At 66.4% G+C, this 16,092-nt stretch carries 15 protein-coding genes; 5 read left to right on the top strand and 10 right to left on the bottom strand.

The features are described from left to right. The first annotated feature begins 45 nt into the window (after nucleotides 1-45). The 3 genes from neuC (at nucleotide 46) to E8M84_RS07955 (ending at nucleotide 3,681) form a co-directional block, all read left to right on the top strand. Nucleotides 46-1,161, top strand: a complete 1,116-nt coding sequence (neuC, locus tag E8M84_RS07945; RefSeq protein ID WP_137110585.1) for a UDP-N-acetylglucosamine 2-epimerase — start codon at nucleotides 46-48, stop codon at nucleotides 1,159-1,161. A 76-nt stretch (nucleotides 1,162-1,237) separates the two neighbouring features. Further along, complete coding sequence (locus E8M84_RS07950; protein ID WP_170971871.1) at nucleotides 1,238-2,413, top strand: 3-deoxy-D-manno-octulosonic acid transferase; 1,176 nt, start codon at nucleotides 1,238-1,240, stop codon at nucleotides 2,411-2,413. Next, nucleotides 2,410-3,681 carry a 3-deoxy-D-manno-octulosonic acid transferase gene (locus E8M84_RS07955; protein WP_137110587.1) on the top strand — a complete coding sequence of 424 codons (1,272 nt, stop codon included), beginning with the start codon at nucleotides 2,410-2,412 and terminating at the stop codon, nucleotides 3,679-3,681. The genes E8M84_RS07950 and E8M84_RS07955 overlap by 4 nt, the downstream gene beginning before the upstream one ends. On the opposite strand, the gene E8M84_RS07960 is transcribed toward E8M84_RS07955, so the two are convergent. From E8M84_RS07960 to E8M84_RS08000, 9 genes are all read right to left on the bottom strand, one after another. Continuing rightward, nucleotides 3,671-4,381 carry a cytidylyltransferase domain-containing protein gene (locus E8M84_RS07960; RefSeq protein ID WP_137110588.1) on the bottom strand — a complete coding sequence of 237 codons (711 nt, stop codon included), beginning with the start codon at nucleotides 4,379-4,381 and terminating at the stop codon, nucleotides 3,671-3,673. The two genes, E8M84_RS07955 and E8M84_RS07960, sit on opposite strands and share 11 nt — an antisense overlap. Nucleotides 4,382-4,405: 24 nt before the next feature. Beyond that, nucleotides 4,406-5,851 carry an amidase gene (locus tag E8M84_RS07965; protein WP_346763683.1) on the bottom strand — a complete coding sequence of 482 codons (1,446 nt, stop codon included), beginning with the start codon at nucleotides 5,849-5,851 and terminating at the stop codon, nucleotides 4,406-4,408. A gap of 94 nt (nucleotides 5,852-5,945) precedes the next feature. Continuing rightward, nucleotides 5,946-6,968 carry an extracellular solute-binding protein gene (locus E8M84_RS07970; RefSeq protein ID WP_137110589.1) on the bottom strand — a complete coding sequence of 341 codons (1,023 nt, stop codon included), beginning with the start codon at nucleotides 6,966-6,968 and terminating at the stop codon, nucleotides 5,946-5,948. Nucleotides 6,969-7,001: 33 nt separating this feature from the next. Next, the gene (locus E8M84_RS07975) at nucleotides 7,002-7,802 is read right to left on the bottom strand and encodes an ABC transporter permease (protein ID WP_137110590.1); all 801 of its coding nucleotides are present in this window, start codon (nucleotides 7,800-7,802) and stop codon (nucleotides 7,002-7,004) included. Continuing rightward, nucleotides 7,795-8,706, bottom strand: a complete 912-nt coding sequence (locus tag E8M84_RS07980) for an ABC transporter permease (RefSeq protein WP_137110591.1) — start codon at nucleotides 8,704-8,706, stop codon at nucleotides 7,795-7,797. Before E8M84_RS07980 ends, E8M84_RS07975 begins: the two co-directional genes overlap by 8 nt. Before the next feature lie 2 nt (nucleotides 8,707-8,708). After that, entirely contained in the window at nucleotides 8,709-9,755 is a 1,047-nt protein-coding gene (locus tag E8M84_RS07985; protein ID WP_276607115.1) for an ABC transporter ATP-binding protein, read from the bottom strand. A gap of 95 nt (nucleotides 9,756-9,850) precedes the next feature. Beyond that, complete coding sequence (locus tag E8M84_RS07990) at nucleotides 9,851-11,287, bottom strand: amidase (RefSeq protein WP_137110593.1); 1,437 nt, start codon at nucleotides 11,285-11,287, stop codon at nucleotides 9,851-9,853. A gap of 99 nt (nucleotides 11,288-11,386) precedes the next feature. Next, nucleotides 11,387-13,066 (bottom strand): ATP-binding protein, encoded by a 1,680-nt coding sequence (locus tag E8M84_RS07995; RefSeq protein ID WP_137110594.1) that lies wholly within the window; start codon nucleotides 13,064-13,066, stop codon nucleotides 11,387-11,389. Nucleotides 13,067-13,129: 63 nt separating this feature from the next. Beyond that, entirely contained in the window at nucleotides 13,130-13,474 is a 345-nt protein-coding gene (locus E8M84_RS08000; protein WP_170971872.1) for a DUF6476 family protein, read from the bottom strand. Between E8M84_RS08000 and E8M84_RS08005 the strand changes: the two genes are divergently transcribed. Beyond that, nucleotides 13,473-14,540, top strand: coding sequence for an RluA family pseudouridine synthase (locus tag E8M84_RS08005; protein ID WP_137110595.1), 1,068 nt, complete (start codon nucleotides 13,473-13,475; stop codon nucleotides 14,538-14,540). The genes E8M84_RS08000 and E8M84_RS08005 overlap by 2 nt on opposite strands. Nucleotides 14,541-14,881: 341 nt before the next feature. Beyond that, nucleotides 14,882-15,139 (top strand): YjhX family toxin, encoded by a 258-nt coding sequence (locus E8M84_RS08010; RefSeq protein WP_137110596.1) that lies wholly within the window; start codon nucleotides 14,882-14,884, stop codon nucleotides 15,137-15,139. Between the two features lie 121 nt (nucleotides 15,140-15,260). Here E8M84_RS08010 and E8M84_RS08015 read toward each other — a convergent pair whose 3' ends face one another. Further along, nucleotides 15,261-15,818: a DUF4189 domain-containing protein gene (locus E8M84_RS08015; RefSeq protein ID WP_137110597.1), complete on the bottom strand. Its 558-nt coding sequence runs from the start codon at nucleotides 15,816-15,818 to the stop codon at nucleotides 15,261-15,263. Between the last annotated feature and the right edge of the window lie 274 nt (nucleotides 15,819-16,092).

The following is a 16,092-nucleotide window of genomic DNA, read 5'->3' on the forward strand; positions in this document are numbered from 1 at the left end:
TTAGACGGTAAGCCAAGGCTTCGATCCCGCCGCAACAGGCAAAGCATGACCCGCCACCTCCTCTTCCTCACCGGGACCCGCGCCGATTTCGGCAAGCTGGAACCCCTGGCCATCGCTGCCCGCGATGCCGGGCATCGGGTTACCTTCTTCGTCACCGGCATGCATATGCTGGACCGCTATGGCCTGACGGTGAACGAAGTGCGGCGGATGTCCGGGGTGGGGGTGCATGAGTTCCTGAACCAGCGGCCCGGCGATCCGCAGGACGTGATCCTGGCGAAGACGGTGATGGGCTTTTCCGACTATGTCACCGAAAACCGCCCCGACCTGATCGTGATCCACGGCGACCGGATCGAGGCGCTGGCGGCCTCATTGGTGGCGGCGACGAACTACATCCGCTCGGCCCATGTCGAGGGCGGCGAGGTGTCGGGGACCATTGACGAGGTGTTCCGGCACTGCTGTTCCAAGCTCTGCGCTTGCCATTTCGTGTCGTCCGAGGCGGCGGCGCGGCGGGTGATGGCGCTGGGCGAACCCGAGGAGACGATCCACACCATCGGCTCGCCGGAACTCGACTTCCACGCACGGCCCTCGGGTGTCACGCTGGACGAGGTGCGGGCGCGGTATGACATCGGGTTCGCCGACTACGGTATTGCGGTCTTTCATCCGGTGACCTCGGAACAGGACACGATCGGCCAGCAGGCGGCGGACCTGTTCGGCGCGCTGGAGGCGTCGGGGCGCAATTTCGTGGTGATCGCGCCGAACAACGACCCCGGCTCGGCCGAGATTTTTGCGGTGCTGGACCGCCTGCCGAAGGCGCGGTTCCGGGTGCTGCCTTCGATGCGGTTCGCGCATTTTTCCGAACTGATGAAGAACGCGGCCTGCTTGGTCGGCAATTCCAGCGCTGGCGTGCGCGAGGCGCCGTTCCTTGGCCTGCCGTCGCTGGACGTGGGCACGCGCCAGACCAACCGGGCCGAGGCGCCCTCGGTCATCACCTGCAAGGCGGGCGACCGGGCGGTGATCCTCGATTTCCTGCAAGCGCACTGGGGTCGGGCGACCGAGCAGCATGAGGGCTTTGGTACAGGCTCGGCGGCCGAACGCTTTGTCGCTGTCCTGGCGCAGCCGGAATTCTGGGACCTGAGCCTGCAGAAGGCGTTCCGTGACTAGGACAACGCCTTGCCCGACTGGTCCCGCGCTCCGGGCCTACCTTGCGGCGAGCCACGCAATACCGCTTGTGGCGACCGTGCTGCTGGACAAGCGGCTGGCAAAGGGCAAGGAACTCCCTGACCGCTGGCGCGAAAAGCTGGGCGAGCCGAGCCTGCCGCGCCCGGAGGGGCCGGTTGTCTGGCTACATGCGGTAGGTCTTGGTGAAATCCTCGCGCTGCGTGGGCTGATCGGGGCGATGGCCGCGCGGGCACCTGGGGTGGAATTCTTGGTGACTTCGACCACGCGCGGCTCGGCCGAAGTCTTCGGCGCGAACCTGCCGCCCCGGACCCGGCACCAGTTCCTGCCGCTGGATGCGCCGGGCTATCTGGGCCGGTTCCTCGACCACTGGCGCCCCGCGCTGTCCGTCTGGGCGGAGCAGGACCTCTGGCCCGGCGCGGTGGTGGCCACGGCGCGGCGAGGGATTCCGCTGGCGCTGGTCAACGCCCGGATGAACGCCGATGCCCATGCCCGCAGGCGGCGCTGGCGGGGGCTTTACGCCGATCTTTTCGCCCGGTTCCGCGTGATCACGGCGCAAGACGCAGCGACCGGGCGCCACCTTGCGGAGCTGGGTGCACAGGGCGTCCGTGTCACCGGGTCGCTCAAGGCCGCCGCACCGGCCCTCGCCGCCGATCCCGCGGCCCTGGCCCAGGCGCGTGCCGCGCTGGTCGGACGGAACCCGGTGCTGCTGGCCTCATCCCATGCCGAGGACGAGGCCGTGGTGCTGGCGGCCCTGCCCACCATCCAGCATCGTCCCCTGCTTCTCATCGCACCGCGTGACCCCGCGCGCGGCGAGAGGATCGCGGCCCATGTCGGTGAGTTTGGCTTGACCGCCACCCGTCGCAGCACCGGCGAAGGGCCGACGGCGGATGTCTGGATCGTCGACACTTTGGGCGAGATGGGCCTGTGGTATAGGCTGTGCCCCGTGACGGTGATCGGCGGCACGTTCGGCATGACCGAGGGCCATAATCCATGGGAACCCGCGGCGTCAGGCTCGGCCATCCTGCACGGCCCGCGCACGGCCAATTTCGCCGCCGATTTCGCCGCGCTGCATGAACATGGCGCCGCCCTGCAGGCCGGAGCCGAAAGCCTTGGCGCGGCGTTGACCGCTGATCACTCCGCCATGGCCGCCCGTGCGAAGATGCTCTCGGATGCGGCACAAGGTGGCGTGGACGGGCTTGCCGCCGAACTGCTGGAATTGGGGGGGATGGCATGAGGCTTTGGCTGTTCCTGCGCCTCTGGTCCCTGGCCTGGCATCTGGGCCTTCCGGTCATGCTGGCTTACCTCTGGCGCCGGGGCCGGAAGGACCCTCTTTACGCGCAGGCCGTGGGTGAGAGGTTCGGACGCTATGGCCAAGAGATGCCGGGCGCGGTCTGGGTCCATGCGGTCAGCCTGGGAGAGATGCGGTCGGCGGTGCCGCTGGTCCGGGCGCTTCTGGACCGGGGCGAACGGGTGGTCACCACCCATTTCACCCCCGCCGGGCGGCGCGAGGCGGAAGCGGTATTTGCTGCGGATATCGCCGCAGGCCGGATGGCCGTGGTCTGGGTTCCGTTTGAAACTTCATGGGCTTACTCGGGGTTCTTCAAAGCCTTCCGCCCCAAGCTGGGTCTGGTGATGGAGATCGAGATCTGGCCGCGAATGATCTTTGCCGCCAAAGGCTCGGGTGTGCCTCTGTTCATGTGCAACGCGCAGTATCCCAGCGATTCCATGGTGCGGGACGCGCGGTTCGGGCTGCGACCCGCGATGATGCGCGGCTTTGCCGGGGCCTTCGTCAAATCCGACCTGCAGGCGGAACGCTTTGCATCCGTGGGGGTCAACAACATCACCGTGACGGGAGAGTTGCGCTTTGACCAGCCGATCCCGGCGGCGCATCTCGCGGCGGCAAAGGCCCTGCGTCCCGGTCTTGGCCCCCGGCGCGTTATCGCCTTTGCTTCGGTAACAGAGGCGGAGGAGGCGCTGTTCATTGCTGCTGCGCGTGAGATCCTGTCGGTCCGCACGCCGCCGCTCGTCATCCTGATCCCCCGCGCCCCGGAACGCTTTGATGCGGTGGCACGGATGCTGGCGGAAAAAGGGGTGCTGTTCGATCGCCGCAGCACCCGGTTCAGCCGCAAGTTCGTCCAGCAGTCGCAGGCGCCCATTGACGTGCTTCTGGGGGATTCGCTCGGCGAGATGTATTTCTACTTGGGTTTGTCGGACCGCGTGGTGGTCGGCGGCGGCTTCCAGCCCAAGGGGTCGCACAACATCATCGAGCCCTTGGCCCTGCAGCGCCCAGTCATCGTCGGGCCACAGATTCAGACCATCGAGTATCCGGCGGTCGAGGCGATTGCCGCCGGGGTTTGCCGTCAGACCACTGCCGAGAAACTGGTGCAGGACGTGCTGACCTGGCCCGATCCCGCGCCTTCCGCCATGGAAGCCTTCATGGCGGCCCATTCCGGGGCGACGCGGCGGACCCTGGCCGCGCTGGAGCCTCTGCTCAAGCCTTGACGATTCCGTCCTTCAGCTGTTCGGACAACAGGAACTCGACCAATCTGAAGTCATAAGGCGTGTCGATGTCGTGGCAGCGTTCGGCGGGCAGGACGTATGGGATCACCCGGCCTTCGTAGATTGTCTTCGCGCGACGCAGATAGGTCGGGTCGACGACATAGACGAGGCCCACATGCTCATAGACCACCGGCGCGTCCTGCCTGGCCCAGACCCCGCCGGGCAGTGGTTTCGACACATGGAGCGCGCCGGTCTTGTCCGGTTCGACAAGGTTGAAATATGGATTCTTTCGTGCCTCGCAGACGCTCATGACCATGTCAGGGTGTTCGATTTCGTAAAGTGTCAGCGCGCCATCGACGTCCTCGGGCAGCCGCAGCGGAGAGGTGCAGTCGAGATCCAGAAAGGCCGAGACCGGACCCACCAGCGCCTCGCTTGCCGCCAGAGCATGCTGCCAGACCCCCCATTTCGGCGCGGTGTCGGTGGCAAGCTCTGCTGGACGCAGGCCGATTGCCAGCGCGCCGCGCTTGACCGCGTGGTCATAGATCGCCTCGTCATCGGTCGAGACGACGACCGCCCCGACCCGCGGATTGGCGAACAGCTGGTCCAGCGACCAGTCGATCAGCGGCTTGCCACAAAGCATGCGGAAGTTCTTTCCCGGCACGCCCTTCGAGCCCTTGCGCGCCCCGATATGCCCCAGGATCATCGACGCCTCCCTTTTGGCCAAGCCTTAGCGCGGCGCGGGTCCGGATGCCAGAGAGGGCGGGCGGCGCTGCGGCCATTCGGTCGCCCGGTGATAGGCCTGGCCGAAGGCCAGCACGCGGGCATCATCGCCTGACCGACCGATGATCTGCATCCCCATTGGCAGGCCCTGCGCGCCAAAGCCGACCGGGACCGAAAGTGCGGGCAATCCGATCAGGCTGGCGGGGACGACGACCTCCATCCAGCGGTGATAGGTGTCCATCGGCTTGCCATTGATGGTTTCGGGCCAGCGCCAGTCGGCCGGGAAGGGCCAGACTTGCGCCGACGGAAGCACCACGGCGTCGAATCGGTCGAACAGCCGCGCCGCATGGGCGTGCCAGCGGCTGCGGATCACGCTCGCTTCGTAGACCGCCTGTGCCGACAGCCCAAGCCCCTGTTCGATTTCCCACAGCGTCTCGGGTTTGGTCTGGGCGCGCTTGGCCGGGTCTTCGGCCAGAGCCCGCTTGGACCCGGCGTTCAGCATGGCGCGCAGGGTGACCCAGGACGACCATAGCTTCTCGGCCGGGAAGGGCGGGGGGAGGGGGACGATCTCGGCACCAAGCTCCTCCAGCACTGACAGTCCGGCGGCGCAAGCATCCAGAATACCCGGCTCCATCGGATAGGCCCCGCCCCAGTCGGCCAGCCAGCCGATGCGGCAGCCCTTGATGCCACGGTCCAATCCGGACAACAGGTCAGGGACGGTGCGGGGAAAGGGGGCCTCGGGGTTCTCGCCCGCCAGGACTTCCAGCAGCCGGGCGATATCTTCCACGGTCCGGGCCATCGGGCCTTCGGTCGACAGGGTGCCAAGGTAGGTCTCGCCTTCCGCATCCTGCGGGACCAGGCCCCAGGTCGGGCGAAAGCCGTAGACGTTGCAGAAGGCCGCCGGGTTGCGCAGGGACCCCATCATGTCCGACCCGTCCGCCACCCAGGCCATCCGGGTCGCCAGAGCCGCCGCTGCCCCGCCCGACGAGCCGCCGGCGCTGCGGGTCAGGTCATAGGGGTTGCGCGTGACGCCGAAGACCGGGTTGAACGAATGCGAGCCCTGGCCCCATTCCGGCACGTTGGTCTTGGCGGCGATCACCGCCCCCGCACCCCGCAGCCGCCCGGCGACAAGGTCATCCTTGACAGGGACATGGTCCTTCCAGATCGGCGAGCCCCAGGTCGTCCGCAGCCCGGCGGTCGCCACCAGGTCCTTGACCGCAAAGGGAATGCCGTGCAGCCAGCCGGAGGGCTGCTGATCGTCCAGCACCCGCGCCTCGGCCATCAGAGCATCGGGGTCGCGCTGGCTGACAATGGCATTCACCGCGCCATTCGCGGCCTCAACCTGCGCCAGCCAGGTCGTCATCACCTCGGACGGAGACACTTTCCGCGCATGGATCGCCGCCGAAAGCTCTGTCGCCGACCACTCCAGCATCGCTTTCTCTTCCATAAACATCTCACGGATGTGCCAGCGGCTGCGCCATTGGTTCAAGCAGCCGCTGGCGTGGCGGGGGGTGTTAAACCCCCCGCTCTGCCGAAGCGAGACGCGCTTACTTCTGCAACTCGGTCCAGATCGCGGTGATGTATTCCTGCGCCTTCGGCCCGCAGGTCGGGATGAAATGGCCCTCGTCGACCAGTTCTGCCGGGATCACCAGCTCGGGCGCGCCCTTCATGTCGTCGGGCATGAACTCTTCGGTCCCGGCGATTCCGTTGGCATAGCGGGCAAAGGCGCTGATCATCGCGGCGTTTTCCGGCACCATGATGAAGTCGAGGAACTTGTAAGCCTCCTCGACGTTCTTGGCGTCCTTCAGCAGCATTACCTGGTCCATCCAGACGATGTAGCCTTCCTTCGGATAGCCATAGACGATGTCGGGGTTCTTCAGCCGCGCGCGCAGCATCGCGCCATTCCAGTAGACCGAGGCCGGGACGTCGTTGGTGGCCATCTTGTCTTCCATGCCGTAGTCCATCGACATCCAGTAGGGCTTGGCGGCCAGAAGCGCATCGCGGGCCTTCTTCAGGACTTCGGTGTCTTCGGTGCAGGGCTCGCCGCCGACATACATCGTCGCCAGCGCCACCACGTCGTTCATTTCCGGGGTGACGTTGATCTTGCCCTTCAGCTCTTCCGGCGGGTCCAGCCAGATCGCGCTGGTGTTCACGTCGCCCGCGTAGACCGACTTGTTGACCGCAACCCCGGTCGTGCCCCACTGCCACGGAACCGAGTATTTCCGGCCGTTGTCGTAGTCGATGTTCATCCATTCCGGGGCGATGTTCTTGTGGTTCGGCAGCTTGGAAAGATCCAGCTCGGTCACTAGGCCCTTCTCGATCCAGATCGGGACATAGTTGGCCGATGGAACGACCAGATCAAAGCCCGCTCCACCCGCCTCGACCTTGGCCAACGCGGTGTCGTTGCTGTCATAATCGGTGACCGTGACCTTGATCCCGGTCTCGGCCTCGAACTTGGCCAGAAGCTCGGGGCTGGTGTAGTTGCCCCAGTTGAACAGCTGCAACTCGCCTTCGGCAAAAGCCGGGCTTGCCGCCCAAAGCAGGGCGAGGGCTGTCAATGTGCGTTTCATGGTCGTCTCCTTGTTGAGCGACGGCGTCTTCTGTCAGCGCCGTTCGCGGGTTAGCAGGAAGAATGCGGTCAGGATGACCACGGTAAGCCCCAGAAGGGCGGTCGAGATCGCGTTCACCTCGGGTGTCACGCCGCGGCGAAGCTGCCCCAGCATGTAGGTGGGCAAGGTGTCCTGTCCGGCAGATTTCACGAATTCGGTGATGACGACGTCATCCAGCGAGGTGATGAAGGCCAGCATCGCGCCTGCGACGATCCCCGGCGCCAGAAGCGGCAGCGTCACCCGGCGGAAGGTCTGCCAAGGGGTGGCATAGAGATCGGCGGCCGCGGTTTCAAGCGACAGGTCCATCCCCTCCAGCCGGGCGCGGATCGGCAGGTAGGCGAAGGGGATGCAAAAGGCGGCATGGGCCAGGATCAGGTAGCCCAGACCCTGATAGCCCGACTGGACCTTGACCCAGGCGAAGACGATCAGAAGGGCGACGGCGGTCACGATCTCGGGTACCATCAAGGGCTGGTTGATGGCCACGTAGACAGCGGTCTGCCCCCTGAAGGGTCGGCGGCGCGTTGTGCCAAGCGCGGCCATCGTTGCCACCGTCGTCGCGATCAGCGTCGCCCAGAAGGCGATGACCACAGACCGCCAGGCGGCCTCTTGCACGGCCACATTGCCCCAGGCCACGGCATACCATTGCAGGGAAAAGCCGTCCCAGCCCATCACGGTCTTGCCGGCGTTGAACGAAAAGAAGACCAGCGTGATGATCGGGATGTACAGCGCCAGAAAGGCCAGCACGGCAATGGTGGTAAAGCCCGGCAGGCGATTGATGGCAAAGCGTTCAGCCATGATCCGCCCTCGGTCGGTTGGCGGCCCGGACGTAGAACAGAAGGGCGATGGTCACGATGATCAGAAGCGTCATCGACAGCGCGGCACCCAGCGGCCAGTTGCGGCCCTGGCCGAACTGAAGCTCGATGAAGTTGCCGATCATCATGTTCTTGCCGCCACCCAGCACGCGCGGCGTGACATAGGCGCCCAGCGAGGGGACGAAGACCAGGATCGACCCCGCCACGATCCCCGGTTTGACGATCGGCAGGACGATCCGGCGCAGGGCCTGCCAGCGGCTGGCGTAAAGGTCGTAGGCGGCCTCCAGCATCCGCATGTCAAAGCGGTCGATGGCCGCGTAAAGCGGCAGCACCATGAGGGGCAGATAGACATAGGCCATCCCGACCAGCACCGCGCCATCGGTGTACAGCATCTGGATCGGTTCTTCGATCACGCCCAAACCCATAAGGGCCGAGTTGATCAGGCCCTCGGACCGGATCACCTCAAGGATCGCGAAGGTTCGGATCAGAAGGTTGGTCCAGAACGGCAGGGTCACCAGGAACAGCCAGATCGGTCGCTGCTGCACGGGGCGGGTGGCGATGAACCAGGCAGTGGGAAAGCCGATCACGAAGGCCAGCAGCGTCGTCACTGTCGACAGCCAGAGCGAGCGCCAGAAGATCGTCAGATGGGCATCGGCCAGGCTGAGCGTGCCGTCAAAGATGTCACGCTGGAACAGGATCGACGTCCAGCCATCCGTTGAGAACTCCCATTCGACATTGCCGAAATCGCCGGGGGCCAGGAAGGAATAGACAAGCATGACCAACAGCGGCAGGATCGCGGCCAAAGCCAGTACGACCAGCGCAGGGGTCACCAGAAGCCAGCCGTTCCGGTCGGATCGCTGACGGACGGCGTCTTCGGCGGGGCTCATCCCTAGTCCTCCACCCGCTGGACCGCGCCGGGGGCAAAGGTCACGCCGACCTCCTGCCCCTCGGCAAGTCCCGCGTCGCCCGAGGCGGGGCTTTGCAGGCGCGCGACGATCTCGGTCCCGTCTGACAGGGCAAGATGGCAATGCGTGTCGGTGCCAAAGTAGACCAGCGTGCGGACGCGGGCCTTGATCGCGCCGTCCTCGGCTGGACCAAGGCGCAGCTGTTCGGGGCGCACGCAGACCGTGACCGTGCCGCCCGGCGTCATCCCCGGCACGTCGATCCGGTCGCCGGTCGCCAAGCGCAGCGCGCCAGCCTCGGCGGTGCCGGTCAGGAAGTTCGTCTCGCCGATGAAGCTGGCGACGAAGCGGTTCTTCGGGTGGATGTAGATTTCCTTCGCCGTGCCGACCTGCTGGATCTTGCCCGCACTCATCACCGCGATGCGGTCGGACATGGTCAGGGCCTCTTCCTGATCGTGCGTGACGAAGATGAAGGTGATGCCAGTTTCTAGTTGCAGCCGCTTCAGTTCGATCTGCATTTCCTTGCGCAGTTTCAGGTCAAGCGCACTCAGGGGCTCGTCCAGAAGCAGCACCTTCGGCTGCGGCGCAAGCGCACGGGCCAGAGCCACGCGCTGCTGTTGTCCGCCCGACAACTGGCTGGTCTTGCGGGTCGCCATAGCCTCCAGCTTGACGAGGGCGAGCATCGCGGCGGTGCGCGCCTTCACCTCGGCCCCGGGTTTCCCGAGCATTTCCAGCCCGAAGGCGATGTTCTGCGCGACCGTCAGGTGCGGGAACAGGGCATAGCTTTGGAACACCGTGTTCACCGGACGCCGGTTCGGCGGCAGGGTAGAGATGTCGGTGCCGTCCAGCAGGATCGTGCCCTCGGTCGGCATCTCGAACCCGGCGATCAGGCGCAGAAGCGTGGTCTTGCCGCAGCCCGATGGACCCAGAAGCGTGAAGAACTCGCCCTGCCGGATATCGACCGACACATCGTCCAGCGCCCTGACGGCACCTGCGCCCTGCCCGAATGCCTTGACGACATTCCGGGCAGAGATGGTCACTTCACCGGCCACAAGCACCCCCAATGCTGTTCCGTCATTTGATCATATTGGGCGGAAACCTTCTTGCACGACAAGCGATTCGTTCTGGACTATCCGTCCATCGGCGCTCTTTTCGCTGCCCATGGGGCCGCACGCTCAACTTCCGCGCAGAGGCTGATCAGAAGCTCATCCTGACCGAAGGCCGCGGCCAGATGGATGCCGATGGGCAGGCCGGATTGTGACCAGCCGAGGGGCAGGCTGGCGGCTGGCTGACCGCTGGCGTTGAAGACCGCGCAGAACGGGGAATAGGCGAAGATGCCCTCCGGACCGACCCGATAGCCGAGGTAATCCTCGGTCGCGTGGCTGAAGCGGCCGACCGGCGCGGGGGGCTCGGCCAGCGTGGCGGTCAGAAGGATGTCCGGCCCCGTATCGAAGAACCCGGCCATCTGGCGGCCAAAGGCGTGGATTTCCCCGACCGCTTCCAGATAGCGCGTCGGATGCAAGGTCTGGGCATAGGCCCATGCACCGCGCCCCACGCCCTCTACCTCATTGGACCGGGGCGCACGGTCGCCAAGTTTGGACCGGATCGACAGGGCGGTCCCGACGCCAACGATATCGGTCCAGGCCCGCATCATCATCGCGACATCCGCCTTGGGGCGGGCCGGTTCGACGGTATGACCCAGGCCTTCCAGCAGACGCCCCGCCGCCCGCACGGCCTCGGCCACCTCGGGGTGGATCGGTTCGCCCGTCAGCGTCGTGTCGCAGATCGCCACCCGCAAGCGGCGCGGCGGCCGCGCGATGGCGTCAGAGTGGCTTCGCACCAGCGGCGGCGCGACATAGGGGGCGCCCAGGTCCGCCCCCTCGCAGGCGTCCAGCATTACCGCCGTGTCGCGGACGGACCGGGACAGGAACCCGTCGATGGCCATGCCCGCCCAGCCTTCGCCCGCATAAGGCCCGTCCGGCAACCGCGCGCGCGTCGGCTTGAAGCCGAACAGCCCGCAGGAGGACGCGGGAATCCGCACCGACCCGCCGCCGTCCGACCCATGCGCAAAGGCCACGATCCCCGCCGCGACTGCTGCCCCCGCCCCGCCGGAGGACCCGCCCGAGGTATGCTCAAGGTTCCAGGGGTTCCGCGTCGGCCCGCCGTAGACGGCAGCTTCGGTCGCTGCACCAATCCCCCCCTCAGGCGAAGTGGTGCGCCCGAAGGTCACCACGCCTGTCGCCTTGATCCGCTGGAAGATGCTGGAATCGCCCGGATAAACTGTGTTGGCAAACAGGCGTGAGCCGTTGTGCGACGGAAAATTCTTCGCCTCGATCCCCAGGTCCTTGATCAGGAACGGCACCCCCCGGAAGGGGCCCGGCGGCAGGCCATCGGCAATCGCCTGACGCGCCACGCCTTCCTGCATCAGGACGACCGCATTGATCGCCGGATTGCGCACCTCGACCGCTGCAAGCGCCGCGTCGAGAAGTTCGGACGGCGACACTTCGCGCCGCGCCACCAGGTCGGCCAGCGCCGTTGCATCCGTCACGCCAAGATCGCCGATCATCAGGGGTCCCCTCTTGCCGCCTTAGGGGTCAGCCTGCGCCGCGCCCCCAGCCCGCGTCATGTCCGCGACCGACATCGCCTGCCGCTATCGCGCCCCGGGTCAGCCCCCGGGCAAGACCCGACCCAGTGCCTCACGCAGGGCTTCGGGCAGGATCGGCTTGGCCAGAAAGCCGTCCAGCGCGACACGCAGCTGATCGTCACGCCGAACCGCAAGAACATCGGCCGTCATCGCGATTACCGGAATGCGGTTGCCATAGCTGGCCCGTATCCGTCGCAAGGTCTCGGCCCCGTCCATTTCCGGCATCATCAGGTCCAGAAGCACCGCATCCACGCCCCCCTGGGTCAGCCGCTCCAGCGCCTCGAAGCCACTTGCCGCCTCGATCACCCGGGCGCCCGAGGCCATCAGAAGCTGGCTTGCGACCAGCCGGTTCGTCGCGATGTCGTCGACGACAAGGACCGTCCGGTCCTGCAGGTCGGCCGCGCCTGTCCGCTGCCCGACCGCCTCTGCCTCGGGGGCGAGCACCGTCAGACGGAATGTAGCCCCCTGCGCGGTGGGGACGATCACCAGGTCGCCCGACATCTGCCGCGCCACGGCCCGGCTGATCGACAGGCCCAGCCCGACCCCGGGCGTTTCGCTGGAGCCGCGGTAGAACGGCTCGAACACCTGTTCGTGCAGGGCGGGTGGGATGCCCTTGCCCTGGTCGGCCACATCGATCACCAGCCGGGAGCGCGCATAGCGCACCGTCACCGACACCGGCCCGCGCGAGGAGTGCTTCAGCGCATTGCCGACCAGGTTGCCAAGGCACTGCCGGACGCGTTGACTGTCGATCAGAAGGTTGGTCGGCACGTCGCGTTCGACCGTCACCAGAAGCTCGCGACCCTGGTTGCGGGCCTGCAGGTCGAAGACCAGAAGATTGGCCGAAAGCTCGGCGCGCACGGCAACGGGGCGTGGCGTGATCGTGACCCGGCCTTCGGTCAACGAGGAATAGTCGACGGCATCGTCCAGCATCACGGCCAGGTCGCGGGCCGAGGTGACGACAGTGCGCAGGCGTTGCCGCGAGGGGCCGGTTGCGGTGGCGGCCTCGATCTCGCCAAGGCCGATCACCGCGTTCAAGGGCGTCCGCAGTTCATGGCTGATCTGCGCCAGGAACCGCCCCTGGGCGACGTTGGCTGCCCGGGCGGCCATCGTCGCTTCGACGCCGGTGCGGTGCAGACGGTGGTTCGACACCATGGCGGTCAGGGCATAGCCGATCGCGACGATCGCCGTGACACTGGACACTGCCAGGCCGATCCAGTTGCCCAGGGAAATCCAGTGATAGGCGTTGAAGGTCAGGGCCACTGCTCCCGCTGTGACCATTCCAACGCAGCCGAGGATCAGGTGGATGGACCTGACCGTGGTGAGGTGCAAAAGCGCCCCCATGACGATCCCGACCGAGATCGCCTTTGCATAGGGATCGTCCTGCAGCCAGACCATCCCGGCGGCCGAGATGATCGCGGCTTCCATCGGGACAAGCGAGAAGAGAAAGGCCAAATAGCGCCCGGGCGACCGGATCGGGTCAAGGCCGCGCAGAAGTCGCTGCGACGCGAACTCGCCGATCAGTTCGACGCAGAACAGCACCAGCATGAGAGCGGGCCAGACGTAAAGGCTGCACAGGCCGTAGGCCACGGCGACCAGAAACAGGCGAAAGGCAAACTCACCCCGGATGATCCGGTACTGCCTTGCCAGTTCGTCGCGCAACCGCTCGCCATCGGCATTCGAAAGTCTGGCGAAAAGGGGCATCTGCCGGGACGACCAATGGTTGCAACGATTGGAATGAGTGTAGCCCCATCGTTGTGCGGTCGGTCAAGGGCCGGGATCGGGGGAAATGCGAATGTCCTGACGCAGGGTGCCGTTCTTGCCATAGATCAGGATACGATCATCTGTCGTGACGACCGCGATCCAGCCGGTGCCGAACGTAATGGCGGCTGGCTCGGCGCCTTCGGGCAGGGTCAGGCCCTCCGGAAGGGAGGGGGCTTGCGCGCTGAAAGCCTGGGGCATGCGCGTGACAAGCAGGCCGACCACGGTTATGACCCCGCCGATCATCGTCAGGGTCAAGAGGATGACCAGCCACTTCAAAAGCCGCAGGCTGGGCGGCAAGGGGGCCTCGGGGGCGTCGGGCGCGATGGCAGGCGGGACGGGATCGGACATGGATGAGCCTTACGAGGACGACGACGCAGTCGCAAGTGTTGGTGTCGGCCCGGGGGAAAGCCTGGCCGTCACCATCGGCGAGGATGCCCCCGCCCGGCTTGACAAGGCTCTTGCCGTTGCCGTGCCAGAGGAAGCCGCGCTGTCCCGGTCGCGCCTGATGCGGATGATCGCCGAGGGGGCGGTCAGCCGGGACGGCGTACCGGTGACCGATCCAAAGGCCAAGGTCGCCGAGGGCGAGGTCTATCTGCTGCGCCTGGACCCGGCGGCAGAGGTCGAGACGCGGGCCGAGGACATCCCCCTCTCGGTCGTCTGGGAGGACGCCGACCTGATCGTCATCGACAAGCCTGCCGGAATGGTGGTCCACCCCGCGCCGGGGTCGCCCGCGGGGACGCTGGTCAATGCCCTCCTCCATCACTGCGGCGACACGCTGTCGGGGATCGGGGGGGAAAGACGGCCAGGCATCGTGCACCGGATCGACAAGGATACCTCGGGGCTGCTGGTGGTGGCGAAATCGGACCGGGCGCATCATGGGCTTGCCCGGCAGTTCGAGGATCACTCGGTCACCCGGCATTATCTGGCGGTGGTCCATGGGGTGCCCTCGGCCGCCGATCCGCGGCTGCGGGGGCTGCGGGGGATCAGTTTTGAGGCGGGGGGGATCCTGCGGATTGCGACGCATCTGGCCCGGCACAAGACCGACCGGCAGCGGCAGGCGGTGGTCTGGGACCAGGGGCGCCATGCCGTCACCCGGGCGCGGGTGGTGGAGGGGTTCGGGGGCCAGGCAGCGCTCGTCGACTGCTGGCTGGAGACCGGGCGGACGCATCAGATCCGGGTTCACCTGGCCTATGCCGGGCACGGGCTGGTGGGCGACCCGACCTATGGCGGCAAGAAGCGGCTGTCGGAGAAGGCGGTCGGGCAGGGGGCCGAGGTCGGGAACAGCTTTCCCCGGCAGGCCCTGCATGCAGCGAGCCTGGGGTTCGACCATCCGGTGACCGGAGAGCGGCTGGAGTTCACCTCGCCCCTCCCGGGGGACATGGCCCGGCTGATGGAGGCCCTGCGGGCGGGGTAGGCCCGGGATGTGTCCACGGTGGACAAACGCTGCAAGACAGGCAAAATCAAGGACTTGAATTTTTCTGTTAAGCTTCTGGAAAGGTCTTGTCTTCCGCCACGGGCCCCAAATTTCTTGAGAAAGAAACTTGTCAAATCCCTTACGCAAGGGATTTGGGTCGGCTATAAGTCCGGCCGCACGGGCCGAGCCTGGCCCCGGAGTGCGTCTTATGTCCGAGATTGTATTCGCCTGCTGACGTCATCCGCCCCGCTTGCCGGGGCCACGGGATGACATGAACGACCTGATGCAGCGCATCTGCCTGCGTCCGGTACGGCATGGCACGACACTTCGGACTTACCCAAATGAACATCTCACGGACCGAGCAGCGGGTGCTGCACGTCCTCGCCCTGGGCGGGCGCATCGACCATTCGCGGAACGGCAAGAGGATCGACGACATCCTCTGTGTCACCCGTGACGGCTTCATCCTGGCCGATTGCACGCTGGACATCTTCCGGCGCCTGCGGCGCAAGCGGCTGATCGCCTCGGAAGGCGGCGGGCCCTATCGCATCTCGCGGCTGGGGCGGTTGTCCGTCCGGGCGCAGCTGGACAATCAGGGCTAGGCTTTCGGGCAGGGCCCGGCCCATCTGGCCGGGCCTTGCGCGGGTGGCGATTGCGGACGCCTCCGGCGGGAGTATTCGGGACGAGAGCAAATGCCTGGGGGGCTTTCCGGCCCCGGCCGCATCAGTTGCTGACCCAGGCCGCCGGGCTTTCCAGGACTTCTTCGATCTTGCAGCCCTTGCCACCCTGTTGCTTGCAGTAGCGCAGCGCCTTCTTCTTTGCCTGACGGGCGTCCTTGCCCCAGTCGGTGTGCATTGACCCGCCATTGTCGATGGCGACCGCGATGGCGCCGTTCGTCACGCCCATCGCGATCCGGCAATCGCGGAAACCCGAGGCCTGGCATTGGGCGAGCGCGCCGTTGTCCGCTTCGGACTGGCTGGCGGCGTTCATATACCAGGAATAGGTCGGCCCGCCGTTCGGATCGGTGCCCCAGACCAGCGTGGCGTACTGGTCGACCCAGTAGCCGCCCGGATCGCCGCCACCGCCGCCGTCCTCGCCGACATATTCACAAAGCGGCGTGGGCGCGATCCCGTTGCCGCCGGGATCGACGCCGATCAGCACCTCACCCGGTCCCGGCCCGTTGCAGGGGTAATAGGCCAGGGCCGCCGTGGGCAGATGCAGGGCCAGTCCGCAGACGAGAAGGGGCAGCGCGGTCGGCAAGTGGGGGCGAAGGGAAAACATGGCGAGCCTTGTTGGGAATATCCTGTGTCCAGCGTGGGATAGTCGATCCTGACCGCGCTGTCCGGTTGGGAAAACCCGACGTGGGATGGTATGTCGCCTGGGGCCGCGCCCTTCGGACCGCGTCGCCGCCCGGGCGGGGTTCGGCCATCGTGCACTTGCAGCATCTTGTCACAAGCCTGTTATCGGCGTACCACACCCGCATTGCCGACCCTCGAGTCGGTACCGGCATCGGAGCCATGCTTACCCCTCCTGCCAGGGGGGGAACGGAGCGGAC

The sequence above is a fragment of the Rhodobacter sp. SY28-1 genome, from assembly GCF_005222785.1.
GTDB lineage: Bacteria > Pseudomonadota > Alphaproteobacteria > Rhodobacterales > Rhodobacteraceae > Tabrizicola.

Excerpts from the sequence above, each read along its gene's own strand:
- neuC (WP_137110585.1), top strand. The coding sequence starts at position 46 with ATGACCCGCCACCTCCTCTTCCTCACCGGGACCCGCGCCGATTTCGGC.
- E8M84_RS07955 (WP_137110587.1), top strand. The coding sequence starts at position 2,410 with ATGAGGCTTTGGCTGTTCCTGCGCCTCTGGTCCCTGGCCTGGCATCTG.
- E8M84_RS07960 (WP_137110588.1), bottom strand. The coding sequence starts at position 4,381 with ATGATCCTGGGGCATATCGGGGCGCGCAAGGGCTCGAAGGGCGTGCCG.
- E8M84_RS07965 (WP_346763683.1), bottom strand. The coding sequence starts at position 5,851 with ATGTTTATGGAAGAGAAAGCGATGCTGGAGTGGTCGGCGACAGAGCTT.
- E8M84_RS07970 (WP_137110589.1), bottom strand. The coding sequence starts at position 6,968 with ATGAAACGCACATTGACAGCCCTCGCCCTGCTTTGGGCGGCAAGCCCG.
- E8M84_RS07975 (WP_137110590.1), bottom strand. The coding sequence starts at position 7,802 with ATGGCTGAACGCTTTGCCATCAATCGCCTGCCGGGCTTTACCACCATT.
- E8M84_RS07980 (WP_137110591.1), bottom strand. The coding sequence starts at position 8,706 with ATGAGCCCCGCCGAAGACGCCGTCCGTCAGCGATCCGACCGGAACGGC.
- E8M84_RS07990 (WP_137110593.1), bottom strand. The coding sequence starts at position 11,287 with ATGATCGGCGATCTTGGCGTGACGGATGCAACGGCGCTGGCCGACCTG.
- E8M84_RS07995 (WP_137110594.1), bottom strand. The coding sequence starts at position 13,066 with ATGCCCCTTTTCGCCAGACTTTCGAATGCCGATGGCGAGCGGTTGCGC.
- E8M84_RS08005 (WP_137110595.1), top strand. The coding sequence starts at position 13,473 with ATGGATGAGCCTTACGAGGACGACGACGCAGTCGCAAGTGTTGGTGTC.
- E8M84_RS08000 (WP_170971872.1), bottom strand. The coding sequence starts at position 13,474 with ATGTCCGATCCCGTCCCGCCTGCCATCGCGCCCGACGCCCCCGAGGCC.
- E8M84_RS08010 (WP_137110596.1), top strand. The coding sequence starts at position 14,882 with ATGAACATCTCACGGACCGAGCAGCGGGTGCTGCACGTCCTCGCCCTG.
- E8M84_RS08015 (WP_137110597.1), bottom strand. The coding sequence starts at position 15,818 with ATGTTTTCCCTTCGCCCCCACTTGCCGACCGCGCTGCCCCTTCTCGTC.